25 protein-coding genes, 1 tRNA gene and 1 pseudogene are annotated in these 26,751 nt (G+C 73.8%); 7 read left to right on the forward strand and 20 right to left on the reverse strand.

Annotation, left to right across the window (positions count from 1 at the left end; all coding sequences use genetic code 11):
- The 8 genes from eno to ASF82_RS10140 form a co-directional block, all read right to left on the reverse strand.
- Positions 1-1,201 (reverse strand): phosphopyruvate hydratase (gene eno, locus ASF82_RS10105; protein WP_235491257.1); only part of this gene is annotated, 1,201 nt, incomplete at its 3' end.
- Positions 1,202-1,313: 112 nt separating this feature from the next.
- The gene (locus ASF82_RS10110) at positions 1,314-2,558 is read right to left on the reverse strand and encodes a HisS family protein (protein ID WP_056056687.1); all 1,245 of its coding nucleotides are present in this window, start codon (positions 2,556-2,558) and stop codon (positions 1,314-1,316) included.
- Between the two features lie 289 nt (positions 2,559-2,847).
- Positions 2,848-3,438: a TetR/AcrR family transcriptional regulator gene (locus ASF82_RS15790; RefSeq protein ID WP_056056689.1), complete on the reverse strand. Its 591-nt coding sequence runs from the start codon at positions 3,436-3,438 to the stop codon at positions 2,848-2,850.
- A gap of 495 nt (positions 3,439-3,933) precedes the next feature.
- On the reverse strand, positions 3,934-4,611 hold the full coding sequence (locus ASF82_RS10120; RefSeq protein ID WP_056056691.1) for a MazG nucleotide pyrophosphohydrolase domain-containing protein: 678 nt from the start codon (positions 4,609-4,611) through the stop codon (positions 3,934-3,936).
- A gap of 7 nt (positions 4,612-4,618) precedes the next feature.
- On the reverse strand, positions 4,619-8,233 hold the full coding sequence (gene mfd / locus ASF82_RS10125; protein ID WP_056056693.1) for a transcription-repair coupling factor: 3,615 nt from the start codon (positions 8,231-8,233) through the stop codon (positions 4,619-4,621).
- Between the two features lie 225 nt (positions 8,234-8,458).
- Positions 8,459-9,043, reverse strand: a complete 585-nt coding sequence (pth, locus tag ASF82_RS10130) for an aminoacyl-tRNA hydrolase (RefSeq protein ID WP_056056695.1) — start codon at positions 9,041-9,043, stop codon at positions 8,459-8,461.
- Positions 9,044-9,094: 51 nt separating this feature from the next.
- Positions 9,095-9,730 carry a 50S ribosomal protein L25/general stress protein Ctc gene (locus ASF82_RS10135; RefSeq protein ID WP_056056698.1) on the reverse strand — a complete coding sequence of 212 codons (636 nt, stop codon included), beginning with the start codon at positions 9,728-9,730 and terminating at the stop codon, positions 9,095-9,097.
- A 190-nt stretch (positions 9,731-9,920) separates the two neighbouring features.
- Complete coding sequence (locus tag ASF82_RS10140; RefSeq protein WP_056056700.1) at positions 9,921-10,442, reverse strand: gluconokinase; 522 nt, start codon at positions 10,440-10,442, stop codon at positions 9,921-9,923.
- A gap of 206 nt (positions 10,443-10,648) precedes the next feature.
- Here ASF82_RS10140 and gndA point away from each other — a divergent pair, with 206 nt between their 5' ends.
- Positions 10,649-12,052 carry an NADP-dependent phosphogluconate dehydrogenase gene (gndA, locus tag ASF82_RS10145; protein WP_056058923.1) on the forward strand — a complete coding sequence of 468 codons (1,404 nt, stop codon included), beginning with the start codon at positions 10,649-10,651 and terminating at the stop codon, positions 12,050-12,052.
- A gap of 73 nt (positions 12,053-12,125) precedes the next feature.
- Here the strand turns inward: gndA and ASF82_RS10150 are convergent, their stop codons facing one another.
- The 4 genes from ASF82_RS10150 to ASF82_RS10165 form a co-directional block, all read right to left on the reverse strand.
- Positions 12,126-13,103, reverse strand: a complete 978-nt coding sequence (locus ASF82_RS10150) for a ribose-phosphate diphosphokinase (RefSeq protein ID WP_056056702.1) — start codon at positions 13,101-13,103, stop codon at positions 12,126-12,128.
- 43 nt (positions 13,104-13,146) lie between these two features.
- Positions 13,147-14,580, reverse strand: coding sequence for a bifunctional UDP-N-acetylglucosamine diphosphorylase/glucosamine-1-phosphate N-acetyltransferase GlmU (glmU, locus tag ASF82_RS10155; RefSeq protein ID WP_056056704.1), 1,434 nt, complete (start codon positions 14,578-14,580; stop codon positions 13,147-13,149).
- A 61-nt stretch (positions 14,581-14,641) separates the two neighbouring features.
- Positions 14,642-15,130 (reverse strand): DUF4126 family protein, encoded by a 489-nt coding sequence (locus ASF82_RS10160; protein ID WP_056056706.1) that lies wholly within the window; start codon positions 15,128-15,130, stop codon positions 14,642-14,644.
- 105 nt (positions 15,131-15,235) lie between these two features.
- Positions 15,236-15,307: transfer RNA gene (locus ASF82_RS10165), tRNA-Gln, on the reverse strand.
- A gap of 76 nt (positions 15,308-15,383) precedes the next feature.
- Here ASF82_RS10165 and ASF82_RS10170 point away from each other — a divergent pair.
- Positions 15,384-15,923, forward strand: coding sequence for a MarR family winged helix-turn-helix transcriptional regulator (locus ASF82_RS10170; RefSeq protein WP_056056708.1), 540 nt, complete (start codon positions 15,384-15,386; stop codon positions 15,921-15,923).
- 85 nt (positions 15,924-16,008) lie between these two features.
- On the opposite strand, the gene ASF82_RS10175 is transcribed toward ASF82_RS10170, so the two are convergent.
- The 6 genes and pseudogenes from ASF82_RS10175 to glp form a co-directional block, all read right to left on the reverse strand.
- Positions 16,009-17,352, reverse strand: a complete 1,344-nt coding sequence (locus ASF82_RS10175) for an ABC-F family ATP-binding cassette domain-containing protein (protein ID WP_369814285.1) — start codon at positions 17,350-17,352, stop codon at positions 16,009-16,011.
- Between the two features lie 2 nt (positions 17,353-17,354).
- Positions 17,355-17,823, reverse strand: a pseudogene (locus ASF82_RS16355) (ATP-binding cassette domain-containing protein); the annotation flags it as partial.
- A gap of 154 nt (positions 17,824-17,977) precedes the next feature.
- Positions 17,978-18,475: a molybdenum cofactor biosynthesis protein MoaE gene (locus tag ASF82_RS10180; RefSeq protein ID WP_082514550.1), complete on the reverse strand. Its 498-nt coding sequence runs from the start codon at positions 18,473-18,475 to the stop codon at positions 17,978-17,980.
- Positions 18,468-18,965 carry a molybdenum cofactor biosynthesis protein B gene (locus tag ASF82_RS10185; protein WP_197981390.1) on the reverse strand — a complete coding sequence of 166 codons (498 nt, stop codon included), beginning with the start codon at positions 18,963-18,965 and terminating at the stop codon, positions 18,468-18,470. The genes ASF82_RS10180 and ASF82_RS10185 overlap by 8 nt, the downstream gene beginning before the upstream one ends.
- Complete coding sequence (moaC, locus tag ASF82_RS10190) at positions 18,953-19,471, reverse strand: cyclic pyranopterin monophosphate synthase MoaC (RefSeq protein WP_056056712.1); 519 nt, start codon at positions 19,469-19,471, stop codon at positions 18,953-18,955. The genes ASF82_RS10185 and moaC overlap by 13 nt, the downstream gene beginning before the upstream one ends.
- Positions 19,472-19,481: 10 nt before the next feature.
- Positions 19,482-20,738 (reverse strand): gephyrin-like molybdotransferase Glp, encoded by a 1,257-nt coding sequence (gene glp / locus ASF82_RS10195; RefSeq protein ID WP_056056714.1) that lies wholly within the window; start codon positions 20,736-20,738, stop codon positions 19,482-19,484.
- A gap of 39 nt (positions 20,739-20,777) precedes the next feature.
- On the opposite strand from glp, the gene ASF82_RS10200 reads away from it, so the two are divergent.
- The 5 genes from ASF82_RS10200 to ASF82_RS10220 all read left to right on the forward strand — a co-directional run bounded on the left by ASF82_RS10200 (position 20,778) and on the right by ASF82_RS10220 (position 24,935).
- Complete coding sequence (locus ASF82_RS10200; protein WP_082514551.1) at positions 20,778-21,704, forward strand: MTAP family purine nucleoside phosphorylase; 927 nt, start codon at positions 20,778-20,780, stop codon at positions 21,702-21,704.
- Positions 21,701-22,792, forward strand: a complete 1,092-nt coding sequence (locus tag ASF82_RS10205) for an NAD(P)-dependent oxidoreductase (RefSeq protein WP_056056716.1) — start codon at positions 21,701-21,703, stop codon at positions 22,790-22,792. Before ASF82_RS10200 ends, ASF82_RS10205 begins: the two co-directional genes overlap by 4 nt.
- Before the next feature lie 126 nt (positions 22,793-22,918).
- Positions 22,919-23,587 (forward strand): glycosyltransferase family 2 protein, encoded by a 669-nt coding sequence (locus tag ASF82_RS10210; RefSeq protein WP_056056718.1) that lies wholly within the window; start codon positions 22,919-22,921, stop codon positions 23,585-23,587.
- The gene (locus tag ASF82_RS10215; RefSeq protein ID WP_056056720.1) at positions 23,584-24,222 is read left to right on the forward strand and encodes a DUF2064 domain-containing protein; all 639 of its coding nucleotides are present in this window, start codon (positions 23,584-23,586) and stop codon (positions 24,220-24,222) included. The genes ASF82_RS10210 and ASF82_RS10215 overlap by 4 nt, the downstream gene beginning before the upstream one ends.
- Positions 24,219-24,935 carry a bifunctional 2-polyprenyl-6-hydroxyphenol methylase/3-demethylubiquinol 3-O-methyltransferase UbiG gene (locus tag ASF82_RS10220; RefSeq protein WP_235491258.1) on the forward strand — a complete coding sequence of 239 codons (717 nt, stop codon included), beginning with the start codon at positions 24,219-24,221 and terminating at the stop codon, positions 24,933-24,935. The genes ASF82_RS10215 and ASF82_RS10220 overlap by 4 nt, the downstream gene beginning before the upstream one ends.
- Here ASF82_RS10220 and ASF82_RS10225 read toward each other — a convergent pair.
- Positions 24,881-25,381: a hypothetical protein gene (locus ASF82_RS10225; RefSeq protein WP_056056722.1), complete on the reverse strand. Its 501-nt coding sequence runs from the start codon at positions 25,379-25,381 to the stop codon at positions 24,881-24,883. The two genes, ASF82_RS10220 and ASF82_RS10225, sit on opposite strands and share 55 nt — an antisense overlap.
- On the reverse strand, positions 25,378-26,706 hold the full coding sequence (locus ASF82_RS10230; RefSeq protein WP_056056724.1) for a molybdopterin-dependent oxidoreductase: 1,329 nt from the start codon (positions 26,704-26,706) through the stop codon (positions 25,378-25,380). Before ASF82_RS10230 ends, ASF82_RS10225 begins: the two co-directional genes overlap by 4 nt.
- Positions 26,707-26,751: the final 45 nt, after the last annotated feature.

Here is a 26,751-nt window from a genome sequence, read left to right on the forward strand (position 1 = left end):
GGTTGTACTTCGCCACGCGCTCGCTGCGGGCCGGGGCGCCGGTCTTGATCTGGCCGGCGTCGGTCGCGACGGCGAGGTCGGCGATCGTGGTGTCTTCCGTCTCGCCGGAGCGGTGCGACAGCACGGTGGTGTAGCCGCTGCGCTGGGCGAGCGAGACCGCGTCGAGCGACTCGGTCAGGGTGCCGATCTGGTTCACCTTGACGAGGATCGAGTTCGCGGCGCCGGTCTGGATGCCCTTGGCGAGGCGGGTCGGGTTGGTGACGAAGAGGTCGTCGCCGACGATCTGCGTCTTGCGGCCGATCTCGCTCGTGAGGTGCGCCCAGCCCTCCCAGTCGTCCTCGTCGAGGGGGTCCTCGATGGAGACGAGCGGGTACGAGGCGACGAGGTCGGCGTAGTACGAGGCGAGGAAGGCCGAGTCGCGCGACTGCCCCTCGAACGTGTACGAGCCGTCGGAGAAGAACTCGCTCGAGGCGACGTCGAGGCCCAGCGCGATGTCTTTCCCGGGGGTGAAGCCGGCCGTGGTGATGGCCTCGACCAGCAGGTCGAGCGCGGCGCGGTTGCTCTCGAGGTTCGGCGCGAAGCCGCCCTCGTCGCCGAGGCCGGTCGAGAGGCCGGCGGCCTTCAGCTGGCTCTTCAGCGCGTGGTAGGTCTCGGCGCCCCAGCGGACGGCCTCGCCGAAGGTCGACGCGCCGATCGGCAGGATCATGAACTCCTGGATGTCGACGTTGCTGTCGGCGTGCGAGCCGCCGTTGATGACGTTCATCATCGGCACGGGCAGCGTGTGGGCGTTCGGGCCGCCGAGGTAGCGGAAGAGCGGCAGGTCGGCCGAGTCGGCGGCGGCGCGGGCCACGGCCAGCGAGACGCCGAGGATGGCGTTGGCGCCGAGGCGCGACTTGTTCTCGGTGCCGTCGAGCTCGATCATCGCCGCGTCGATCAGGCGCTGGTCGGTGGCGTCGAGGCCCTCGACCTCCGGGCCGATCTCGTCGATGACGGCCGCGACGGCCTTCAGCACGCCCTTGCCGAGGTAGCGGCTGTCGTCGCCGTCGCGGAGCTCGTAGGCCTCGAAGGCCCCGGTGGATGCGCCCGAGGGGACGGCCGCGCGCGACACGGTCCCGTCGTCGAGCAGGACCTCGACCTCGACGGTCGGGTTGCCCCGCGAGTCGAGGATTTCGCGGGCGCCTACGGCGTCGATTGCTGCCACGGAGAACTCCTTAGTGTGTCGTCAGGTCGTCGGGGCCTGGGCCCCGCCGCCTAGCCTAGCCGCGCCTCCGACCGGCGACGCGGGTGTTCAGCGGACGTTCGCCCGCCGTCGGTCAGCCGATCGCGCGGATCTGCAGCTCGTCGACGGACTCGCCCCCGCGCACGGAGGCGAACCGCCCGAAGCCGGCGGCCGCGAGCGCGGCGAGCTGTCCCTTGGCGTTCTTCGCGCGGCGCTCGAGCCGCACCCGGCCCTCGCCGCCGGCGAGCAGCGCCCGCTGCAGGGCGACCAGCTCGGCCGGCGGCACCGTCTTGTCGTGCAGCACGGCCAGGCCGTCGTCGTCGGCCCCGTCGAGCTCGACGAGGTCGACGATGCGCTCGAAGCCGAGCGAGAAGCCCGCGGCCGGCACGTCGGTGCCGAGGAACCGGCCGATCATGCCGTCGTAGCGACCGCCGCCGCCCAGCGAGTAGCTGAAGTCGGGGTGCGCCACCTCGAAGATGGTGCCCGTGTAGTAGCCCATGCCCCGCACCAGCGTCGGGTCGAGCACGAGGGTCGCGCCCGGCAGCGCGTCGCGGAGCGCCACGAGGTCGGCTGCGGCCTCGGCGTCGAGCCAGGCGGGAGGCGCGGAGCCGGTGATCGAGTCGAAGGTCGCCTCGCCGAGCTGGTGCAGCTGCGCCGCGAGGTCGTCGCCGCCGACGCCGAGCTCGCGCAGCTGCGTCGCCACGCCCTCGACGCCGATCTTGTCGAGCTTGTCGATCTCGATCAGCGCCCGGTCGGTCAGCTCGGGGGCGACGCCCCAGTGGGCGAGCACGCCGAGCAGCACGCGGCGGTCGTTGACGCGGATGGTCGTGCCCCGGAGCCCGAGGGCGTCGAGCACGTCGGTCGTGGCCGAGATCAGCTCGACCTCGGCCTGCTGCCCGGGCTCGCCGAGGATGTCGATGTCGCACTGGACGAACTGGCGGTAGCGGCCCTTCTGCGGCCGCTCGGCCCGCCAGACGGGAGCGATCTGCACCGAACGGAAGACCGTCGGCAGCTCGGCCCGGTGCGACGCGTAGAACCGGGCCAGGGGCACGGTGAGGTCGAAGCGCAGCCCGAGGTCGGCGAGCTCGAGCGGCGACCCGACGGCGCGGACGGCGTCGAGGTCGAGCCCGCGGCGCAGCACCGCGAAGACCTGCTTCTCGTTGTCGCCGCCGAGGCCGGACCAGAGGAACTCGGCGCCCTCGACGACCGGGGTCTCGATCTCGTCGAAGCCCCGCGAGCGGTAGACGTCGCGCACGGTGGCCAGCACGCGTTCGCGGCGGCGCTTCTCGGCGGGCAGGAAGTCTCGCATCCCGCGCGGCGGGGTCACGTGTGAGGGCATCGCACCATCATCCCAGAGGGCAGCCCCGGGAGGCGCGCGGTCGAGCCCCGCAGGATTGCGCGTCATGTGACATGTCGGCTATGGTCGACGCAGGTCGTCGGCGCGAATCGGGTTGCGCACCGGCGACCGACCCCGGCGCCCTCCCTTCCCTGCGGTGAGGGCTCCACGACGGGCCAGGCGCCTCGCGCCTGGCCCGTTCATCAGCGCGGGGCGGGGCGGCTCTGCCCTGGGCCAGCCACGGCGTGACCGACCGTCACGCGACCGCTCCGGGCTCGACCCCGGCGTGCGGTCACGGCGTGGAGGCGAGCTGCGGCGCGCGGGCCACGAGGTCGTCGACGACGCGGGTGGCCGCGGTCGTGAGCGGGCGCACCTCCGCCGTGACGAGGGCGTCGTGCTGGAGACCTCGGAGGGCGTCGACGGCGACCCGCGCCTCCGGCCCGGCCACCGCCTCCGGCACGCCCTGCCCCACCAGCCAGCGCGCTACGAAGTCGTGCCAGCGGGCGACCTCGCCCCGGGCCGGGCCCTGCTCGCCGGCGACGACCTCGAGCAGGGCCGCCTCGGTCTCGAGGCGCAGCAGGTCGCGGCCGCGCTCGCTGGTCGAGTCGGCCCAGGCGTCGAGCAGGTGCGACCGGAGCGCCCGGGCGTCCAGGGCGGTCGGGTCGACCGCCAGCGCGGCGTCGTGCCGCGCGACGACCCCGCGCACGATCTCGGCGACGAGCTCGGCGCGGTTGCCGAAGTGGTAGACGAAGACGTACGTGCTCACGCCGAGCGCCTCCGCGAGGGTGCGGAACGACACCGTGGCGATCGACCGGCTGCGGAGGTGCTCGATGATCTGCGCGAGCAGCTCGGGCTTGCGGGTCGGGTCGGGTCTGCGAGGCACGGGAGCCCCTCCTCTGCGGGGGCGAGCGGCCCGGCCCTGCGCCGGGTCGTCGGCCCGGTCGCACGATAACAGACGGCCACCGCGGCCCCCGGGCGCCCCCGACGACACGGGCGGGCGGACACGCCGGGGTCGACGAGCAGCGTCGACGACCACCGGTGACCGCCGACCAGGTGACACATCAGGGTTCCGTCTTTGACATGTCAGCACTCCACCCGGTACATTCGAGGCAGTGCCGCACGACGCGTCGCGGGTGATCCCCCTCGACGCAGTGCGGCGCCGACGTGCCCCTCGCCGCGCGGCTGGTCCTCGACCGCCGTGTGGCCGGGCACGTGGGGGCGCCCGCCGTTCGGGTCGGTCGGGTGCCCTGTGCCGGGGTGTCCGCCGTTCGGGTCGGTCGGACCCCCGGCCCTCTCCCCTGGGCGTCTGCCCCGCGCCCTGTCCGTCCACGACGGCGACATCGTGGCGGGGGCCCGTCCGCGCCCGGCCGGGGACGCGCTACGGCCGCGGAGCCTCGCCCGACCGCAGCTGCTGCTCCCGCTCGCGGACGGCTCGCCGGAGCGCCCGCTCGGCGTCCAGCCCCTCCGCGGTCGCCGCGTCGACGCGGGCGAGGAGCTCGCGCCCCCAGGAGAGCTCGACGTCGGGCTCGTCGTCGACGAGGGCTGCGGGCGGCGTGACCTGACCGGCCGACCGGCGCCGCGACTCCACCTTCTGGGCCCTCGCGAGGGAGGGCAGGCCGAGGGGCACGCCGTCGTAGGCGCTGCGGCGGTCGGCTTTCTCCCGGGCCTTGGCGGCGGACCAGAGACGGACGATGTCATCGACGTCGGCGGCCTCGTCGCCGGCGAAGACGTGGGGGTGCCGACGCACGGTCTTCGCGGTGACGTCACGGACGACGTCGGCCAGGTCGAAGCCCTCCCCCGGCGCCCTCGCCGCGATCGCAGCGTGGAGCACCACCTGGTACAGCACGTCGCCGAGCTCCTCGCGGCGGTCGGCCGGGGTGCCCGACTCGATGGCCTCGACGAGCTCCGACGACTCCTCGACCAGGTAGGTGACGAGGCTGTCGGGGGTCTGGGCGCGGTTCCACTCGCAGCCGCCCTCGTCGGCCAGCAGCGCCTCGACCACGCGGACGAGCGCCGCGAGCTCGGCGCCAGCGCGGCCGTCGACGCCGTCCGTCACGGTCGGCTCAGCTCGCCGCGGCGGAGCTGTCGGCGGACGGGCGCGGCGCCTCGGCGCCGTAGATCGACGACATGAGCTGCTCGACCCAGGTGATGAGCTCGCCGTCGGGCAGGGCCTCGCCGTGCTTCCGCGGCAGGGGGACGCTCACCGAGCGCGTCTGGCCGAACCAGCGCGAGCCCGGGTACATGCGCTGCAGGCGCACCTGCATGCTGTCGGGCAGGTCGAGGCCGGCGACCCGGAGGTTGCTGCCCATGACGACGACCTCGCTGAGCCCCGCCTTCTGGGCGGCACGGCGGAGGCGCGACACCTCGATGAGCGCGAGCACGGACGCGGGCGGGGCCCCGTAGCGGTCGGTGAGCTCCTCGAGCACGGCGTCGATCTGCTCGTCGGTCGAGGTGGGCGAGCTCGCGGTCGACAGCTTCTGGTAGGCCTCGAGGCGGAGGCGCTCGCTCTCGACGTACTCCTCGGGGATGTGGGCGTCGACGGGCAGCTCGAGCCGCAGCTCGGTCTGGCCCTCGGCGACCTCGCCGCGGAAGGCGCCGACGGCCTCGCCGATCATGCGGAGGTAGAGGTCGAAGCCGACGCCGGCGATGTGCCCGGACTGCTCGCCGCCGAGCAGGTTGCCCGCCCCGCGGATCTCGAGGTCTTTCAGGGCCACCTGCATGCCCGCGCCGAGCTCGTTGTTCGCCGCGATGGTCTCGAGGCGGTCCTGGGCGGTCTCGCTGAGCGGCTTCTCGGCGTCGTAGAGGAAGTACGCGTAGCCGCGCTCGCGGCCCCGGCCGACGCGGCCGCGCAGCTGGTGCAGCTGGCTGAGGCCGTACTTGTCGGCCCGGTCGATGATGAGCGTGTTCGCGTTGGCGATGTCGAGCCCGGTCTCGATGATGGTGGTCGAGACGAGCACGTCGAACTTGCGCTCCCAGAAGTCGACCATGACCTGCTCGAGGGTCGACTCGGCCATCTGCCCGTGCGCGACGGCGACCCGCGCCTCCGGCACGAGCTCGGCGATCTGCGCGGCGACGCGGTTGATGCTCGAGACGCGGTTGTGGACGTAGAAGACCTGGCCCTCGCGGAGCAGCTCGCGGCGGATGGCGGCGGCCTTCTGCCGCTCGCTCTCGGGGCCGACGAAGGTGAGGATGGGGTGGCGGTCCTCCGGCGGGGTCGCCAGGGTCGACATCTCACGGATGCCGGTGACGGCCATCTCGAGCGACCGCGGGATCGGCGTCGCCGACATCGCGAGGATGTCGACGTTCGTCTTGAGCTTCTTCAGCGCGTCCTTGTGCTCGACGCCGAACCGCTGCTCCTCGTCGATGATGACGAGACCGACGTCTTTGTAGACGATGCTCTCGCTGAGGAGGCGGTGGGTGCCGATGACCATGTCGACGGTGCCGTCGCCGAGGCCCGCGATCGTCTCGCGGCTCTCCTTCGCGGACTGGAAGCGGCTGAGGCTGCGCAGGTGCACGGGGAAGCCCGCGAACCGGTCGGCGAAGGTGTCGAAGTGCTGCTTGACGAGCAGCGTCGTCGGCACGAGCATGACGACCTGCTTGCCGTCCTGGATCGCCTTGAACGCGGCGCGCACGGCGACCTCGGTCTTGCCGTAGCCGACGTCGCCGGAGAGCAGGCGGTCCATCGGGATGGGCCGCTCCATGTCGGCCTTGATCTCGTCGATGGTCGTCAGCTGGTCGGGCGTCTCGGCGAAGGGGAAGGCCTCCTCCAGCTCGCGCTGCCACGGGGTGTCGGGCGGGAACGCGTGGCCCTTCGACGCCATGCGGGCGGAGTACAGCTTCACGAGCTCGACCGCGATGTCGCGGACGGCGCGACGGGCCTTGCTCTTGGCGCTGGCCCAGTCGCTGCCGCCCATCTTGCTGAGCGTGGGAGCCTCCCCGCCGACGTAGCGGCTGAGCAGGTCGAGCTGGTCGGTGGGCACGTAGAGCTTGTCGCCCGGGTAGCCGCGCTTCGACGGCGCGTACTCGAGCACGAGGTACTCACGGCTGTTCCTCACGGCGTTCTTGCCGCCGGTGCTGACCTCGCGGCTGGTGAGCTCGAGGAACTTGCCGATGCCGTGCGTCTGGTGCACGACGACGTCGCCGGGCTTGAGCTGCAGGGGGTCGACGACGGCCTTGCGGCGGCTGGCGAGCTTCTTCACCTGCCGGGAGTCGTAGTTCGCCGAGCGGCCGTAGAAGTCGCTCTCGCCGAGCACGGCGACCTTGGCCTCGGCCAGCTCGAAGCCGGCCTCGACCCCGCCGGCGACGAGCAGGGCGACGCCCGGCTCGAGCTCGTCGGGCAGGTCGTCGAGCAGGCGAGCAGCCACGGCGCGCTCGCCGAGCACGTCGCGGGCCCGCTCGACGAGGCCGACGCCCCGCGACGTCACCACGACGCTCCACCCGTCGCGGAGGCGCTGCACCACGTGGTCGACGGCGCCCTCGGCGTGGCCGCTGAAGCTCGGCACGCTCTCGGCCTCGACGCGCACGTAGTCGCCGGCCGACGCGGCGGCGTCCTCGTCGCTGAGCACCTCGCCGGTGTCGAACGAGCTCATCGTGAACCAGGTGCGGTCGCCCGCCGACTCGCGGAGCTGGCGGAGGGTGATGAAGTCGCCCGCGTCGAGGTCGATGGGCGCCTCGGCGCCGGCGGTCGCGGCGTTCCACGCCGCGGAGAGGAACTCGCGGTTCGTCTCGGCGAGGCTCTGGGCACGGGAGTTCACGCGCTCGGGCGACAGCACGGCGACGGAGGCGCCCGCCGGCAGGTAGTGCGTGAGCGGCACGAGGCCGTGGACGAGGGCGGGCGCGAGCGACTCCATGCCCTCGACGGGGATGCCCTCGGAGATCTTGGCGAGCATCTGCGCGAGGCTCGGGAACTCGTGCTGCATCTCGCGCGCCCGCTGCCGCACGTCGTCGGTGAGCAGCATCTCGCGGCTCGGCGGCAGCTCGACGCCGGCCACGTCGCCGTCGAGGCTGCGCTGGTCGGCGACCGAGAAGCGGCGGATCTGGTCGACCTCGTCGCCGAAGAAGTCGACGCGGACGGGGTGCTCGGCGGTGGGCGGGAACACGTCGAGGATGCCGCCGCGGACGGCGAACTCACCGCGACGGGTGACCATGTCGACCCGGGCGTAGGCGAGGCCGACGAGGGACTGCGAGATGGCGGTCAGGTCGTGCCCGCGGGAGCCCACGGTCAGCTCGACCTGGTCGATGTCGGCGAGGTTGTCGGCCAGGGGCTGGAGGGCGGCGCGGACGCCGGCCACGACGACGATCGGCCGCACGGCGTCGGGCGCCGCGGCGGCCTCGGCCGACCAGGCGGCGAGGCGCCGGAGCGCGTGGATGCGCTTGCCGACGGTCTCGGCACCGGGGCTGAGGCGCTCGTGCGGCAGGGTCTCCCACGCGGGGAACTCGATGACCTCGGCGTCGGGCAGGTAGCTCGCGAGCGAGCCGCGCACGGCCTCCGACTCGCGGCCCGTCGCCGTGACGACCAGCATCGCCTGAGGACCCTCGCGGCGGGCCAGGAGGCCGGCGACGAGGGGGACGCGCAGACCGTCGACCAGGCTGTAGTCGGTGCTGCGACCGGCCCGGTCGAGGGCAGCGGAGAACGTGGAGGCGCGCGACAGCGCCGAGATCAAGCCCGCGAGTATCACCCGGCAAGGGTACTCGGCACGACCGACAGACAGCCCGCGGGTTCGCTGAGGGCTCAGCCCCCACCGGCGATGCCGCCCTGGGGAGGGAGCTAGCTCCCCGCGGTGTGGGTGCTCTAGCTCTTCGCGGTGTGGAACTTGAGCTGCGCGCTGGAGCTCAGGGGATCGCGGAGCGATCCCGCGACCACAGCGCCGACCACGTCCGTGGTCGGTCACGTGCGGGGCGCTCTAGCTCTTCGCGGTGTGGAACTTGAGCTGTGCCGCGGTGAGCCCGTCGGCGACGATCATCTCGACCGCGTCGGCCGCGTCGGCCAGGAGGATCGGGAGAGTCTGCCGCTCGGTGGGCGTGAAGTCGCGCAGCACGAAGTCGGCGGCCGGCTGGCGGCCCGGGGGGCGGCCGATGCCGACCCTGACCCGGAGGAACTCGTTCGACCCCGTCGCCGCGATGATGTCGCGCAGGCCGTTGTGGCCGCCGTGGCCGCCGCCCTGCTTGATCTTGAGGGTGTCGAAGTCGATGTCGAGCTCGTCGTGCACGACGATCAGCCGCGACACGTCGAGGTCGTAGTACTTGAGGAGGGCCGCGACGGGGCCGCCCGAGAGGTTCATGAAGCTGCCGGGCGCCGCGAGCACGAAGCGGGGGCCGCCCGGTGCCGGGCGGCCCTCCGCGACGAGCGAGTTCGTCCTGTGCTTCTTGAACCCCGCGGACAGGCGGTGGGCCAGCTCGGCCAGCACCATCTGCCCGACGTTGTGCCTGTTGCCGGCGTAGCCGGGCCCGGGGTTGCCGAGCCCGACCACGAGCCACTGGTCGCTCAGGGGGTCCTCCTCAGTGATGCAGCGGCGGGGCGTCAGACGGTGGTGCGGGTGTTACTCGGAGCGCTCTTCGTCCTCGATCGAGGGCACGTCGCCCTCGGCCTCGGCGGCCTCGCCCGACTCGTCGTCGACGGCGTCGGTGGTGAGGTCGAGCTGCGGCACGGAGACGGCCAGCACGAGCACCTCGGGGTCGGTGACCAGCGTCGCGCCCTTGGGGAGCGCGAGGTCGGAGGCGTGCACCTGCGAGCCCTCCTCGAGGCCCTCGATCGAGACGACGACCGACTGCGGGATGTCGGTGGCCGACACCTCGAGCGAGACGACGTTGAGCTCGACGACGTGGATCGTGCCGGGAGCCGACTCGCCCTCGACGTGCACGGGCACGTCGACGTTGACCTTCTCGCCCTGGCGGACGACGATGAGGTCGATGTGCTCGATGATCTGCTTCACCGGGTCGCGCTGGATGTCCTTGACGAGGGCGAGCTGCTTCGTGCCCTCGATGTCGAGCGTGATGAGCGCGTTCGAGCGACGCGTGATGAGCATCGTCTCGTGGCCGGGGAGGGTGACGTGCTGGGGGTCGGTGCCGTGGCCGTAGATGACCGCGGGGATCGCGTCGGCGGCGCGGATCTTGCGGGCCGCTCCCTTGCCGAAGCTGGTGCGCAGGGTGGCGGACAGGGTGTTGTCGTCGGACATGGTGGTCTCCGTTTCTGCAGGCCCGCGGGCCTGGGGGTGTGTGGTCGGTGTCAACTCGAACGCGCGTCGCGTGAGGAGGGACCCACAGCCGTGGAGCGACCACCCAGAGGGCGGTCTCGGGACTGAGTGCCTGCCTACCTCGTCGATCACGGATGCCGGAGCATCCCTCGCCGAAGTTCAGCTGCCCAGGTTACACGCGGCCCGGGCGTGTCGCCAACCGGTCGAGGACCTCGGCCACGATCTCGTCGGGGCCGGCCTGCACGTCGACGCTGGTGCCGGGCTCGTCGTCGGCGAGCGGCTCGAGCGCGGCGAACTGCGACTCCATCAGCCCGGGCGGCATGAAGTGGCCCTTCCGGGCCTTCTGGCGCTCGGCCACGAGCTCGCGGACCCCGGTGAGGTGGACGAAGAGGAGGCGGTCGTCGCCCGAGCGGAGGACGTCGCGGTACGAGCGCTTCAGCGCCGAGCACGCGACCACCACGCCGTCGTCGCCGGCCTCGCTGATGCGCCCGGCGACGATCTCGAGCCAGGGCCGACGGTCGTCGTCGTCGAGCGGGTGGCCGGCCGACATCTTGTCGCGGTTGGCCTTCGGGTGCAGGTCGTCGGCGTCGACGAACGGCACGCCGGCGCGCTCGGCCAGCAGCTCGCCGACGGTCGACTTGCCCGACCCGCTCACGCCCATCACGACGACGGGGGGCAGGGTGGAGGTGGTCATGCGGTGTCCTTCCGAGACGGGCGGGTCCCGACCAGCGTAGGCGCGCCTCCCCCCGTCCGCCGGGGGTGCCCGACGGTCCCTGTCAACCGGTGGGCGGCGAGGCATAGTCTGCGGTCCACCGACCTTGAGGAGGCACCGTGACCGAACACGGAGACACGAGCGAGCAGACCGCGCAGGCGAACATCGGAGTGGTCGGCCTGGCCGTCATGGGCTCCAACCTGGCGCGCAACCTGGCCAGCCGCGAGGGCAACACCGTCGCGGTCTACAACCGCTCCCCCGAGCGCACCGACACCCTGATGAGCGAGCACGGCGACGCCGGCTTCGTCGCGTCCAAGTCGATCGAGGACTTCGCGGCGTCGCTGCAGAAGCCGCGCACCGCGATCATCATGGTGCAGGCCGGGAAGGGCACCGACGCCGTCATCGACCAGCTCGCCGACCTCTTCGAGGAGGGCGACATCATCGTCGACGGCGGCAACGCGAACTTCCAGGACACGCGGAGGCGCGAGGCCGCCCTCAAGGAGCGCGGCCTGAACTTCGTGGGCGCCGGCATCTCGGGCGGCGAGGAGGGCGCGCTGAAGGGCCCGTCGATCATGCCCGGCGGCTCGAAGGAGGCGTACGAGACCCTCGGGCCCATCCTCGCCTCGATCGCCGCGGTCGCCGAGGGCGAGCCCTGCGTCACCCACGTCGGCAGCGACGGCGCCGGCCACTTCGTCAAGATGATCCACAACGGCATCGAGTACGCCGACATGCAGCTCATCGCCGAGTCGTACGACCTGCTGCGCCGCGTCGGGGGCCACGAGCCGGCCGCCATCGCCGACGTCTTCGAGGAGTGGAACCGCGGCGAGCTCGAGTCGTACCTCATCGAGATCACCGCCGAGGTGCTGCGCCAGACCGACGCGAAGACCGACGCCCCGCTGGTCGACTCGATCGTCGACCAGGCCGGCTCGAAGGGCACCGGCGTCTGGACGGTGCAGAACTCGGTCGGGCTGGGCGTGCCCGTCGGCGGCATCGCCGAGGCCGTCTTCGCCCGCGCCGTGTCGTCGAAGCCCGACCAGCGCGCCGCCGTGCAGGCGACGCTGCAGGGCCGACCCGAGGTGCAGGAGGCGGGCGACGGCTTCGAGGACGACGTTCAGAAGGCGCTCTACGCGTCGAAGATCGTCGCCTACGCGCAGGGCTTCGACGCGATCATCGCGGGCGCCCTGGAGTACGGCTGGGACATCGACAAGGGCGCGATCGCGAAGATCTGGCGCGGCGGCTGCATCATCCGCGCGCAGTTCCTGAACCGCATCGTCGACGCCTACGAGAAGGACGCGACCATCGCGACCCTGCTCGAGGACGACTACTTCGCCGCCGCCGTGCGCGACGGCGAGGACGCCTGGCGCCGCATCGTCGCGAAGGCGGCGCTGTCGGGGATCCCCGTGCCCGGGTTCGCGTCGGCGCTGTCGTACTACGACTCGCTCGCGTCGGAGCGCCTCCCCGCCGCCCTCATCCAGGGGCAGCGCGACTTCTTCGGCGCGCACACCTACGAGCGGGTCGGCGAGGAGGGCGTGTTCCACACCCTCTGGTCGGGCGACCGCTCGGAGATCGAGACGGAGCCGTCGACGCACTGAGTCGACGACTCACCGGGACGACGACGGGGCGACCAGCAGTGCTGGTCGCCCCGTCGTCACGGCGTGGGCTGGGTCAGGCGGCGCCGTCGAACATCGAGGTGACCGACCCGTTGTCGAAGACCTCGTGGATGGCCCGCGCGATGAGGGGGGCGATCGGCAGGATCTCGAGCTTGTCGAACTTCTGGTGCTCGGTCAGCGGCAGGGTGTCGGTGACGACGACCGAGTCGATGAACTCGCTGGCGAGGATCTCGGGGGCAGGGTCGCTGAACACGGCGTGGGTCGCGGCGACCACGACGCCGATCGCGCCGGCGGCCTTGAGGGCCTCGGCGGCCTTGACGATGGTGCGGCCCGTGTCGATCAGGTCGTCGACGAGCAGGCAGACGCGGCCCTCGACCTCGCCGACGATCTCGTGCACCGTCACCTGGTTCGGCACCAGCGGGTCGCGGCGCTTGTGGATGATGGCGAGGGGGGCGTCGAGCTTCTCGCTCCAGATGTCGGCGACGCGCACGCGGCCCATGTCGGGCGACACGACCGTGAGCGTCGAGTTGTCGAGCTTCGCGCGGAAGTGCTCGAGCAGCACCGGCATGGCGAAGAGGTGGTCGACGGGGCCGTCGAAGAAGCCCTGGATCTGCGGGGCGTGCAGGTCGACGCTCATGATGCGGTGGGCGCCGGCGGCCTTGAACAGGTCGGCGACGAGGCGGGCCGAGATCGGCTCGCGGCCGCGGCCCTTCTTGTCTTGCCGGGCGTACGGGTAGAAGGGGGCGACGACCGTGATGCGCTTGGCCGAAGCGCGCTTGAGGGCGTCGACCATGATGAGCTGTTCCATGAGCCACTCGTTGATCGGGGCCGAGTGCGACTGGATGACGAACGCGTCGGCGCCGCGGACGCTCTCGTCGAAGCGGGCGTAGAGCTCGCCGTTGGCGAAGGTGCGGGCGTCGGTCGGGATGAGCTCCGAGCCGAGCTCCGCCGCGATCTGGTTCGCCAGCTCGGGGTGCGCACGACCCGAGACCAGGACGAGTCGGTTCTCCCCGGTGATCTTGATTCCGGACACGTCACTCGCTCTCCGGCCCCGAGGGGCCAACCCGACCGGCTCGCTAGTCGGTCGTTCGTTCGGCGCGAGCGGCGGCCTCGGCAGCCGCGGTGCCGGGGCGGTTCGCCTCGACCCATCCGCTCGCATTGCGCTGAGGAGCGATGCTCAGGGCCAGGGCACCTGCCGGCACGTCCTTCCGGACGACCGTTCCCGCACCTGAGTACGCTCCGTCGCCAATCCTAACGGGGGCGACGAACACGTTGTGCGACCCCGTCCTCACGTTCGAGCCGACCTCGGTGCGGTGCTTCGAGACGCCGTCGTAGTTGGCCGTGATCGTGCCGGCGCCGATGTTCGAGTCGGTGCCGACCTCGGTGTCGCCGATGTAGCTGAGGTGCGGCACCTTCGAGCCCGCGCCGATCTCGGCGTTCTTGGTCTCGACGAAGGTGCCGATCTTGCCGCCCTCGCCGAGCGTCGTGCCGGGCCGCAGGTACGAGAAGGGGCCGACGGAGGCGCGGGCACCGATCACGGCGAGGGTCGCGTCGGTGCGCTTCACGACCGCGCCCTCGCCCACCTCCGTGTCGACGAGGGTGGTGTCGGGCCCGACGACGGCGCCGGCGGCCACGTAGGTCGCGCCCTTCAGCTGGGTGCCGGGCAGCAGCTCGACGTCGGGGCTGAGGGCGACGTCGCGGTCGATCCAGGTGGTCTGCGGGTCGACGATGCTGACGCCCTCGCGCTGCCAGTGCTCGACGATGCGGTCGTTGAGGCGGCGGGCGGCCACGGCGAGCTGCACGCGGTCGTTGATGCCCTCGAGGCGCCAGGTCTCGTCGACCGCGCGGGCGGCGACCTTCTCGCCGGCGCCGGTGAGCAGGCCGACGACGTCGGTGACGTACTTCTCGTTCTGGGCGTTGGCCGAGCCGACGCGGGGCAGCTGCGCGCGGAGGGCCGCGACCGTGAAGGCGTAGGTGCCGGAGTTGATCTCGCGGAGGGCCCGCTCGGCCTCGGTGGCGTCCTTGTGCTCGACGATCCGCTCGACGTCGCCCGAGGCGAGGCGCACGACGCGGCCGTAGCCGGTGGCGTCGGGGAGGACGGCCGACAGCAGCGTCGCGGCCGCCGCCTCCTCACGGTGCTGCTCGAGGAGGCCTCGCAGGGTGCCGTGGTCGAGGAAGGGGACGTCGGCGCTCACGACGACGACGTCGCCGTCGAAGTCGGCGGGCAGCGCCTCGACAGCCTGCTCGACGGCGCGGCCGGTGCCGGGCACGTCGTCCTGGTCGACGATCAGGGCGGTCGGCGTCGTCTCGACGATGCTCGTGACGACGAGGTCGCGCTCGTGCCGCACGACGGCGACGAGGTGCTCGGGCTCGAGCGCGGCCGCCGACTCGAGGACGTGCTGGATCAGCGGGAGGCCGGCCAGGCGGTGCAGCACCTTCGGGGTCGCGGACTTCATGCGCGTGCCCTGCCCAGCGGCGAGGACGACGACGGCGAGGGTGCGTGCGGGCATGGTGCTCCTTGGTGAGGTGGGCGCGGCGTTCACCGCCGATCCTCCCACGCGGGGGCGGCGATCAGCGGGAGCGGACGACGGCGACCGAGCCGGAGACCGCGACGGCGTCCTCGACGAGCGCGACGACGAGGTCGGGCAGGCCGGTCTTCTCGACGACGGCCCTCCGGGCGAGGTAGAAGAGCCAGCTGCCTGCGAGGGCGCCGAGCGCCCCGGCCACGGCTCCGGCGACGCGGTGGCCGTCGCCCGCGGTGGTGCTGATCGCGGCGCCGACGACGGCGCCGGAGGTGGCCCGGCCGAACAGCGGGCCCGCGCCCACGCGGCTGGGCGTGGCGGGCAGCTTGTCGCCGACGAGCTCGCCCGCGCCGGCGGCGACGGCCACGCCGCGGCCGACGGGGCTGCGGAACAGGGCCCAGCGCTGCCAGCTGCCCCGCGACTCCGCGCTGTCGTGGTGGAGGGCGAGCACGGCGAGGGGCGTGGCGGAGCGGGAGCCGCTGAGGGCACCGAGCAGGGCGGCCTTCACGAGCGGGCGGAGGGTGGCGGACGTCGACATGGGCGGCTCCTCGTCGTCGGGGCGCGGCGCTGACGCGGCCGGCCGATGGACCTGGAGGCTACCGACGGAGCCGCACGGCGTCCGCCCCGCCCGGCCGACTCACGGCTCCGCCACCAGGATTCGAACCTGGACCTAACAGCTCCAAAGGCTGTCGTGCTGCCGTTACACCATGGCGGACCGCGCTCGCGCGCGAGGTCAAGTGTGACAGCGCGGTGCAGGCAGGGCAAAGCGGACCGGGTGCCATGATGAGGGGATGTCCGAGCCCGAGCGCACCGAGGGGCGCGACCAGCCCGCGGGGCCCGAGCCCCGCGACGAGGTCGACCGCATCGTCGACGCCTGGGGCCACGAGCGCCCCGACCTCGACTTCGCCCCGCTGCACGTGCTCTCGCGCGTCGACCGGCTCGCCAAGCACCTCGAGCGGGCCCGACGCGACGCCTTCGTCGCCAGCGACCTCGAGCAGTGGGAGTTCGACGTGCTCTCCGCCCTGCGCCGCGCGGGCGCCCCGCACCAGCTCAGCCCGAAGACCCTCCTGCAGCAGACGCTCGTCTCGAGCGGCGCCATGACCAACCGCATCGACCGGCTCGTCGCCCGCGACCTCGTCGAGCGGCGCACCGACCCGCACGACGGGCGCGGGATCCTCGTCACGCTCACTCCGTCGGGCGGCCGCGCGGTCGACGACGCCATCGAGCGGCTCGTCGAGGCCGAGCGGGCCCTGCTCAGCGATCTCGACGACCACGACCGCCGACGCCTCGCCGGGCTGCTGCGCACGCTGAGCCTCACGCTCGGCGGCTAGGCCGCCCACGTGCGGCCCGAGTGGTCACGAACTGTCGTCCTCCCGCTCGGGAAGAGCCGATCGTGACCACTCGGCACGAGGCTCGCTAGGCGAGCAGCTCGCTGAGCTCCAGCCAGCGGGCCTCGAGCTCGGCGGTCTTCGCGTCGAGCGCCGTGAGCTTCGCCTGCAGCGCCGCGAGGCCGTCGAAGTCGGACTGGTCGAAGGTCGCGAACTGCTCGAGCAGGCCGGCGCGGTCGCCGCCCGCCTTCGCCAGCTTGCGGTCGATCGAGCCGAGCTCCTTCTCCGCGTTGCGCTTCTCGGCGCCCGAGAGGCCCGACGCCGCGGCGGCCGCCGCGACCGAGCCGTGCGCCCCCTGGACCGCCGTCGGCCGGTCGGTGGCGCCTCCCTGGGCGTCGGTCACCTGCTTGCGGAGCGCCAGGTACTGGTCGACGCCGCCGGGCAGGTGCCGGAAGGCCCCGTCGAGCACGGCGTACTGCTGGTCGGTGACGCGCTCGAGCAGGTACCGGTCGTGCGAGACGACGAGCAGGGTGCCGGGCCAGCCGTCGAGGAGGTCCTCCATCGCCGCGAGCATGTCGGTGTCGAGGTCGTTGGTGGGCTCGTCGAGGATGAGCACGTTCGGCTCGTTCAGCAGGATGAGCAAGAACTGGAGGCGGCGCTTCTGCCCGCCCGAGAGGTCCTTGATGGGCGTCTGCAGCTGCGCGCTCGTGAAGCCGAGGCGCTCGAGCAGCTGGCCCGGCGTCATCTCCTTGCCGGCCGTCACGTAGGAGGTGCGCTGCCGGCCGATCAGGTCGTTCACCTTCTCGTTCGCGACGGCGTGCAGGTCGGCGAGCTGCTGGTCGAGGATGGCGAACTTGACCGTCTTGCCCTGCTTGACCCGCCCCTCCGTCGGGGCCACGACCCCGGTGACGACCTTCAGCAGGGTGGACTTGCCGGCGCCGTTGACGCCGAGGATGCCGGTACGCTCGCCGGGCGCGATGCGCCACTCGACGTCGTGCAGCACGCGCTTGTCGCCGAACGAGACGCCGACCTCGACGAGGTCGACGACGTCCTTGCCGAGCCGCGCGGTCGCCATCTGCGACAGCTCGACCGAGTTGCGGGCGGGCGGCTCGTCGGCGATGAGCTCGTTGGCGGCGTCGATGCGGAACTTCGGCTTCGTCGAGCGGGCGGGGGCGCCGCGGCGCAGCCACGCCAGCTCCTTCCGCATGAGGTTCTGGCGCTTCGACTCGCTCGCCGCGGCCGAGCGGTCGCGCTCGACGCGCTGCAGCACGTAGGCCGCGTAGCCGCCCTCGAAGGGCTCGACGACGCCGTCGTGCACCTCCCACGTGTCGGTCGAGACCTCGTCGAGGAACCACCGGTCGTGGGTCACGACGACGAGCGCGCCCGACGAGGGCGACCAGCGACGACGGAGGTGCTCGGCCAGCCAGGCCACGCCCTCGACGTCGAGGTGGTTGGTGGGCTCGTCGAGGAAGAGGACGTCCCAGTCGCCGACGAGCAGGGTGGCGAGCGCGACACGGCGACGCTGGCCGCCGGAGAGGTCGCCGAGGGTGGCCTCCCACGGGATGTCGCTGGCGAGGCCGGAGATGACGTCGCGGATGCGGGCGTCACCCGCCCACTCGTGCTCCTCCCGGTCGCCGACGATCATCGCGCCGACGGTCTCGTGCTCGGGCAGCACGTCGCGCTGGTCGAGCATGCCGATGGTGAGGCCGCGGCGGGTCGTCACGCGGCCGTCGTCGGGCTCGAGCCGGCCGGCGAGCACCGACATGAGCGTCGACTTGCCGTCGCCGTTGCGCCCGACGACGCCGATCCGGGAGCCCTCGTCGATGCCGAGGGTGACGCCGTCGAGGACGACCTTCGTCGGGAACTCGAGCCGGAGGTTCTCTGCTCCAAGTAGATGTGCCACCTGAGAAGAGTAGTGCGGCTCACCTGGACCCTCGGTCGCAGGCTCCCTCGGCGCTGGCGTCGCGCGCCGCTCCGCGACGCCTCAGCTCCAGCGCGCCAGTAGATGTGCCACCTGAGAAGAGTAGTGCGGCCCAGCTGGACCGGCCGCCGCACGGTCAGCCGAGCGAGGCGACCCACTCGTCGGTGCCGTCGGTGAACTCCTGGCGCTTCCAGATCGGCACGCGCTCCTTGACCAGGTCGACGAGGTCGGAGCACGCGACGAAGGCGGCGGCCCGGTGCGCCGACGCGACCGCGCAGGCCAGCGCGAGGTCGCCGACGTCGAGGTCGCCCACCCGGTGCTGCACGGCGATCGTCACCTCGGGGTGCCGCGCGGCGATCTGCTCGGCGACATCGGCCATGACGTCGCCCGCCGACGGGTGCGCCTCGTAGTGCAGGGCCGTCACGCCCCGGCCGTCGTCGTGGTCGCGGACCACCCCGGCGAAGGCCACCACCGCCCCGGAGGCGCGGCTCGAGACCATCACGGAGCACTCGGTGGCCGACAGCTCGGTCGAGACCACCTCGGCGAGCACGACCCGCCCGCTCGGGCCGCCCGGCACGGGGACGTCGTCGTCGGGGCCGGCCGTCTCGGAGAGCGGGCCGTCGTCGTCAGTCATGTGCGCCTCCGGAGATCTGGTCGAGGGCGTGGTCGACGATCTCGTCGAGCACGGCGAGGCCGTCGCGCACTCCCCCGCGCGAGCCGGGGAGGTTGACGACGAAGGTGCGGCCCGCGACGCCGGCGACGCCGCGGGAGAGGACGGCCGTGGGGGTGGCGGCGAGGCCGCGGCGGCGCAGCTCCTCCGCGACGCCCGGCACCTCGAGGTCGAGCAGGGGGCGGGTCTGCTCGGGCGTGCGGTCGGTCGGCGTCAGCCCGGTGCCGCCGGTCGTGACGACGAGGTCGGGGCCGTCGGCGAGCGCCGCGGCGAGCGCCGCGCCCACGGGCGGGCCGTCGGCCACGACGACGGGCTCGGCGACGTCCCAGCCGCGGGCCTCGGCCCAGGCCCGGATCACGGGCCCGGTGAGGTCGTCGGCCCGGCCGGCGGCGGCCCGGGTGGAGGCCACGACGACCGCGACGCGGCGCACCGGCAGGGTGGTCACCGCGACCAGCGCCCCGAGGTGCCGCCCGACTTCTCGAGCACCTTCACGTCGCCGATCACGGCGAGGTGGTCGACGGCCTTGATCATGTCGAAGAGGGTCAGGGCCGCGACGGTGGCCGCGGTCAGCGCCTCCATCTCGACCCCCGTCACGCCGCGGGTCGCCACGCGGGCGACGACCGTGACGCGGTCGCGGCCGACCTCGAAGTCGACCGAGATCGCGCCGAGCGGCAGCGGGTGGCAGAGCGGGATGAGCGCGGGCGTCTGCTTCGCGGCCATGATGCCGGCGATGCGGGCGGTGCCGAGGGCCTCGCCCTTCGGCAGGGTGCCGTCGCTGAGCTGGGCGACGACGTCGGGCCGCGTCGTGATCACGGCCTGGGCGGAGGCCTCGCGCGTCGTCTCGGGCTTCTCGGTCACGTCGACCATGTGCGCGGTGCCGTCGGCCCGCACGTGGGTGAGGCCGCCGGGCGCCACGGGCGAGGAGGAGGCCGGGCGGAGGCGGTAGTGGTCGTCGGTCATCGCGGGCCCCTCAGTCGTCGAGGGCCCAGACTACGACCTCGTCGCCCGGCTGCACCCGGTCGACCCCGACCGGGAGGTGCACCAGCAGCGAGGCTGCCGCGTGGGCGGAGAGCAGGTGCGAGCCCGGGCCGCCGACGAACCGGACCCGGCCGTCGTCGTCGAGCCGGCCCCGGCGCAGCTGGTGCTTGCCGACGGGCGACTCGGCCGCCTCGGCCATCGGGGCCGACCACGCCCGACGCGGGGTGCCCGCCGACGTCTCGGCCTGGAGCACGGGGCGGAGGAACGCCTCGAACGACACCAGCGCACTGACCGGGTTGCCGGGGAAGCAGACGACCGGCAGGGCGGCCGCCCGGCCCTCGAGCCGGAGACGCCCGAGGCCCTGCGGCCCGCCCGGCTGCATCGCGACCGACGAGAACACGACCCCGGCGGCCTCGAAGGCGTCGCGCACGACCTCGTAGGCCCCGGCGCTGACCCCGCCGGTGGTGACGACGAGGTCGACGTCGTCGGCCGCGGCGGCGACCACGGCGAGCAGCGCCCGGGCGTCGTCGGAGACGCGGCGCACCCGCACGTCGACGCCGACGTCGCCGAGGGCCGCGGCGAGGCTCGCGCCGTTCGCGTCGTGGATCGTGCCCGGCGCGAGCGCCGAGCCGGGCTCGGCGAGCTCCTCCCCCGTCGAGACGAGCAGCACCCGCGGGCGACGCAGCACCTCCACCGTGGCGAGGCCCGCGGCGGCGACGACCCCCCAGCGGGCGGGCGTCAGCACCGTGCCCGCCTCGTGCAGGACGGCGCCGGCGGCCACGTCGCTGCCGGCCGCCCGCACGAACGTGCCGGGGGCGACGTCGCCGGGCAGCACGACGCGGGCCGCCGTGCCGGGCTCGGGGAAGGCCGCGGGCAGGGCCCGCTCGACGGGCACCACCGCGACGGCGCCCTCGGGCACCGGCGCCCCCGTCATGATCGGCGCGGCCGTGCCGGGCAGGAGTCGCGGGCCCGTCCGCCCCGCGGGGATCGGCTCGACGACGACGAGGTCGACCGGCCCCGCGCCCCCCAGGTCGGCAGCGCCCACGGCGAAGCCGTCCATCTGCGAGTTCGCGAAGGGCGGCAGGTCGATCGGCGCGGCGAGGGGCGCGGCGAGCACGCGGCGGCGGTACCGCTCTGGCTCCGCCGCGAGGAGGGCGGGATCGACGCGGAGGACCTCGGGGGAACGGTCGGCGAGGGCGTCCCTCACCAGGGCCTCGACGTCGTGGCGGTGCTGCTCGACGGTGCGCACTCGGCTCCTCTCGCGGTGGTCGCCAGTAGCGTAGCGAGCGTGACCGACACGACCGACGCGCACCGCGACTCCTCGACCTCCTCCTCCCCCGCCGGCTCCGCCGCGCCCGACGCCGCGGGCCTGCCCCGCGTCGACGTCGCCGTGATCGGCGGCTCGGGCCTCTACTCGCTGTTCGCCCCCGGCACGGCCACGAGCCACGTCGTCGAGACGCCCTACGGGCCCACCTCGAGCGAGGTCACGGTCGGGCAGCTCGGCGGCAAGACGGTCGCCTTCCTCACGCGGCACGGCAAGGGCCACTCGGTGCCGCCGCACCGCATCGACTTCCGCGCGAACGTCTGGGCGCTCGCGTCGCTCGGCGCGAAGGCCGTCGTCTCGTCGTCGGCCGTGGGCGGGGTCAGCCCGGAGTACCCGCCGGGCACGATGGTCGTCACCGACCAGTTCATCGACCGCACCTGGGGCCGCCCCGACACGTTCTTCGACGTCGCGGGCTCGGTGCAGCACCTCGTCGCGGCCGACCCGTTCGACCCGGTGCTGCGCGCCGCGGCCGTCGCCGCCCTCGAGCAGCAGGGCGAGCCGTTCGCCGCGACCGGCACCTGCGTCGTCATCCAGGGGCCGCGCTTCTCGACGCGGGCGGAGTCGCTGTGGTTCCGCGCCGCGGGCGCGCACACGATCAACATGACGATGTACCCGGAGGTGCCGCTCACGATGGAGCTCGGCATGGGCGCCGTCAACCTGTCGTTCGTCACCGACAGCGACGCCGGCATCTCGCCCGAGGAGGGCACCGACGACGACGCCGTCAGCCACGGCCTCGTCATGGAGCGCCTCGCCGCGGCCCAGCCCCGCATCGTCGCCGCCATCGAGTCCATCGTCGCGGCGCTGCCGGCCGACTACGAGCCGCGCGAGCTGATCCCGGCGGCGGCCGTGGCCGAGGTGCTCGCACGGCCCGTCGCGGCGGCCCGGTCGTGAGCGACGCGACCCGCGACCCGTCGGCCCCCGGCCGGCTGCTCGTCACGGGCGGGGCCGGGTTCATCGGCTCCGCGATCGTGGCGCAGGCGCTCGACCGGGGCTGGACGGTGCGCGTGCTCGACTCGCTGCGCCCCGACGTGCACGGCGGGCCCCCGTCGCTCGACCCGCGCGTCGAGTTCGTGCACGCCGACGTGCGCGACGCCGCCGCCGTCGACGCCGCGCTCGTCGGGGTCGACGCCGTCTGCCACCAGGCCGCGAAGGTGGGGCTCGGCGTCGACTTCCAGGACGCCCCCGACTACGTCGACAGCAACGAGCACGGCACGGCCGTGCTGCTCGCGGCGATGGACAGGGCCGGCGTCGGCCGTCTCGTCGTCGCCTCGTCGATGGTCGTCTACGGCGAGGGCAGCTACCGCACGTCGACCGGCGAGACGGAGCGCCCGGCGCCCCGCCGCGTCGCCGACCTCGACGCGGGCGTCTTCGACCCGCGCGACGAGCACGGCGAGCTGCTGCAGCCGCAGCTCATCTCGGAGGAGGCGCCGCTCGACCCGCGCAACGTCTACGCGATCACGAAGCTGACGCAGGAGCACCTCGCCACCTCGTGGGCCCGCAGCACCGGCGGGCGCGCGGCGGCCCTGCGCTACCACAACGTCTACGGGCCCGGCATGCCGCAGAACACGCCGTACGCCGGCGTGGCCTCGCTCTTCCGCTCGTCGCTCGAGCGGGGCGAGGCGCCGCGCGTCTACGAGGACGGCGCCCAGCGCCGCGACTTCGTGCACGTGCGCGACGTCGCGTCGGCGAACCTCGCGGCGCTCGACTGGACGGCCGGGCAGGAGCCCGAGACCTCCCGCGCCTTCAACGTCGGCAGCGGCACCGTGCACACCATCGGCGAGATGGCGGAGGCGCTGGCCCGCGAGGCCGGCGGCCCCGCCCCGGTCGTCACCGGGCAGTACCGCGCGGGCGACGTGCGGCACGTCACGGCGTCGTCGGAGCGGCTGCGCGACGAGCTCGGCTGGAGCCCGAGCGTGTCGTTCGAGGAGGGCATGCGCGAGTTCGCGACCGCGCCCCTGCGGGCGGCCGTCGCCGGCTGACCCTGGGCCCGGTCACGCGGCGGCGGGGGGCGTCCCACCGCCGCCGACAGCGCTGGGCGGACAGGCGCGCACCCCGTTCGGGGCGGCACCGGCCGTTCCCAAGGCGGGCTCTCTACAGTCGGGAGGATGAGCTCTCCCCTGGTCGACGTCGTGCTGCCCTGCCTCGACGAGGAGGGAGCGCTGCCCTGGGTGCTCACGCGCATCCCCGAGGGCTGGCGCGCGATCGTCGTCGACAACGGCTCGACCGACCGCTCCGCCGCCGTCGCGCGCGAGCACGGCGCCCTCGTCGTCGAGGAGTCGCGGCGCGGCTTCGGCGCGGCCGCCCACGCCGGCCTCGAGGCCGCCACCGCCCCGTGGGTCGCCTTCTGCGACGCGGACGCCTCGATGGACCCGGGCGACCTGGTCGCCCTCGCCGCCCCCGTCCTCGCGGGCGACGCCGAGCTGGTGCTCGGCCGCCGACGCCCGACCACGCGCGGCGCCTGGCCGCTGCACGCCCGCCTCGCGAACCTGGTGCTGGCCCGCCTGATGCGCCGCGCCTCCGGCGTCGCCCTGCACGACCTCGGGCCGATGCGAGTCGCCTCCCGCGAGGGCCTCCTCGGCCTCGGCCTCGTCGACCGCCGCAGCGGCTACCCGCTCGAGATGGTGCTGCGCGGCTCGCAGGCCGGCTGGCGCATCGTCGAGCTCGACGCCCCCTACGCCCCGCGGGTCGGCCGCAGCAAGGTCACGGGCACGATCCGCGGCACCTGGGTCGCCGTGAAGGACATGTCGCGACTGCTGCGCGAGGTGGGCCGGTGACCACCCTGGTGCTGATCTGCAAGGAGACCGTCCCCGGCCGGGTCAAGACGCGGCTGCACCCGCCCCTGAGCCTCGAGCAGGCGGCCGAGCTGGCCGCCGCGGCGATCCAGGACACCCTCGACGTGCTCCGCGCGCTGCCCGCCACGCGACGCGTCCTGCTCTTCGACGGCAACCGGACGCCGCCCGGCTCCGAAGACCTCGATGTGATCCCCCAGACCAGCGGTGACCTCGACGAACGGCTCGGGGCGCTCTTCGACGCCGTCGACGGCCCGACCGTGCTCGTCGGCATGGACACTCCGCAGATGACCGCCGCCGACCTCGCGCCCGTGCTCGACTCGTGGCGCGACGGCCCCGGCGACGAGGTCGACGCCTGGTTCGGCCCCGCCAACGACGGCGGCTTCTGGGCCCTCGGCCTCGCCCGACCGACCGGCGACCTGCTCCGCGGCGTCCCGATGTCGCGCGCCGACACCGGCGAGCACCAGCTGCGTCGCCTCGCCGAGGCCGGCCTGCGCGTGCGCACCCTGCCCGAGCTCGCCGACGTCGACACGATCGACGACGCGCGCCTGGCCGCCGCCGCCGGCCCCGAGACCCGCTTCGCCCGCCTGCTGCACCGCTTCGAGGAGCCCCGCTCGTGACCATCGCCTCCGACCCCCGCCCCACCTTCGGATCAGGAGGCGCGGAGCCCTACGCCCGCGCCCTCCGCCGTGAGGGCCTGCTGCAGCTCGTCCGCTCCCCCGGCAGCACCCGCGAACGGGGCGGTCGCCCCGGGGACGCCGCCCGGGGCACCGCCCAGGCCGCCTTCGACGTCGCCCGCTGGAGCGCCGACGCCGACGCGGCCGACCTCACCACGATCGACGACGCGCGCTCCGTGCTCGACATCGGGTGCGGCCCCGCCCGGATGGTGCGCGCCGCCGTCGACCGCGGCCTCGACGCCCTCGGGGTCGACGTCTCCGTCACCGCGGTCGCGATGGCCGTCGACGCGGGCCTGCCCGTCGTCGCCGGCTCCGTCTTCGACGCGGGCCTGCCCGGCGAGGGGTCGTGGCACGTCGCCCTGCTGCTCGACGGCAACATCGGCATCGGGGGCGACCCGACCGCGCTCGTGCGCCGCGCCTCCTCGGTGCTGTCGACCGACGGCTCGGTCGTCGTCGAGACCGCTCCCGACGCGCGCGCCGACGTCGTGTACGACGCCCAGGTCGTCGACGAGCAGGGCCGCGCGAGCGCGACCTTCCCGTGGGCCGAGGTCGGCCGTCAGGCCCTCGGGCGGCACGCCGCCGCCGCGGGCCTGCGGGTGGCTCAGACCTGGTCGGCCTCGGGCCGGACCTTCTGTCGCCTGGTCACCGCGAGGTAGACGGCGATCGTCGCGGCGGCGAGCAGGGCGAGCACGAGCCAGAGCAGCGCCAGCCGCGCGCCGTAGTCGAACGGCAGCACCGTGTCGTTCTTGGTGCCCTTCGCCTTCGCGATGATCTCGGGCACGACGACGATCGACAGCACGGCTCCGACGATGACGGTCGTCTGGACGATCGCCAGCACGGCCGGGCGCACCCGGCGGCCGGCCCGCCGCACGACGAGCGAGACGGCGACGACGAGCGGCGCGAGCACGGCGTCGTGGACGATCACCGAGCCGATCAGCCAGACCAGCAGCCCGCCGTACCGGGTCGGGTTCACCGTGTCGGTGAGCACGTACCCCCCGAGGCCGATCAGCGCGACGCCGACGACGAGCAGCACGGCCCGGGCGACGCGGACGCCACGCCCGGTCGAGGCCGGCACGCTCGGGGCGGCGCTCGACGCGGTCATCGGACGACCTCGATCCGGCTGAGCCACTTGGTCTGCAGCACGCCGGGGCGGCCGGGGGCGATGACGCGGGCCGGGTAGCCGTGCTCGATGTCGAGGCGGCTCCCGTTCAGCTCGAGGGCGACCAGCGTGGTCGGGTCGGTGGCGTACTCGGGGCCCATCAGCATGATGCGGTACCCGCCCTTCTCCTCGAGGCTCGTGAACTTCAGGCGGGCGTCGGCCGGGGCGCCGACGGCGCCCATCAGGTCGACGAGGCGCACGCCGCGCCAGGCCGCCGTCTGGCTCCAGCCCTCGACGCAGGCGATCGGCAGGCGCTCGTCGCCCTGCCGCATCGCCTCGAGGTCGGCGGCGCTGAACGACAGCTCGCGGTCGCCGTTCGCGACGGTGAGGCGCCAGGCCGGGTCCATCGCGGTCTCGAGGACGCGCGCCGCCGCGGCCGTGCGGTTGATCGGCAGGTCGTTCGGGCCGAGGCCCGCCTGCCGCGGCCCGAAGGCGTTGAGCGGCGCGAGCGCGGCGAACGACTGCCCGGCGGTCAGCACCACGGCCCCGCCGGTGGCGACGCCGACGCCGGTGAAGAAGGCCCGGCGGGAGACGACGGAGGCGCGGGGCGCGTCGTGCTCGTCACGCGCGCCGTCGATCCACCGGGTCACGCGACCGACGAGGCCCGTGGGCTGCGGGGCGGCCGCGGCCTGCCCGCGCCGCGGCTCGGGGGCCGCCTGCCGGGCGCGCAGCTCGCGGGCCGCCGTGAACTCGGCGCGGGCCGGGTCGAGCTCGCGCGACGGCTCGACGAACCGACCCTCGGCGTCGTAGCTGTCGCGGGCCCGCCAGTAGCGCGTGATGAGCGGCAGCTTCACCGCGATGTGCACCGCGAGCGACCCGATGATCACGAACGACAGGGCGAAGTGCACCTGCTTGAACGGGAACGGCCACGGGTACCACTGGTACGTGTTGAGCAGCCCCGTGACGAGCTGGAGGATCGAGCTCGCGACGAAGAGGGCGATGGAGGCGCGCTCGAGCAGCTGCACCGGGTGCCGCACCAGCGGCGTCTGGAACAGCTGCGGGAAGACCGCGTAGAGCTTGCCGAGCAGCAGCGGGACGCACGCGATGCCGGCCGTGATGTGCACGCCCTGGCTCACCTGGTACAGCCACACGGGCGAGGTCGGGAAGCGCATCCAGGCGGCGGGCTCCTGGAGGAAGTGGCTGTAGAGGCCGGTCAGCAGGCAGACGACGAAGGCCAGCCCGAGCAGCCGCCCGAGCACCGTCGCGGTGCGGGCCGTGCGCGTCGGCGAGGAGGCCGCCGTGCGGAGCGTGTCGAGCAGTCGTCTCATGGGGGCCGTCTCTGCGAGGTGCGGGAACGACCTCCCAGGGCGGAG

Source organism: Frigoribacterium sp. Leaf164 (assembly GCF_001423665.1).
Lineage (GTDB): Bacteria > Actinomycetota > Actinomycetes > Actinomycetales > Microbacteriaceae > Frigoribacterium > Frigoribacterium endophyticum.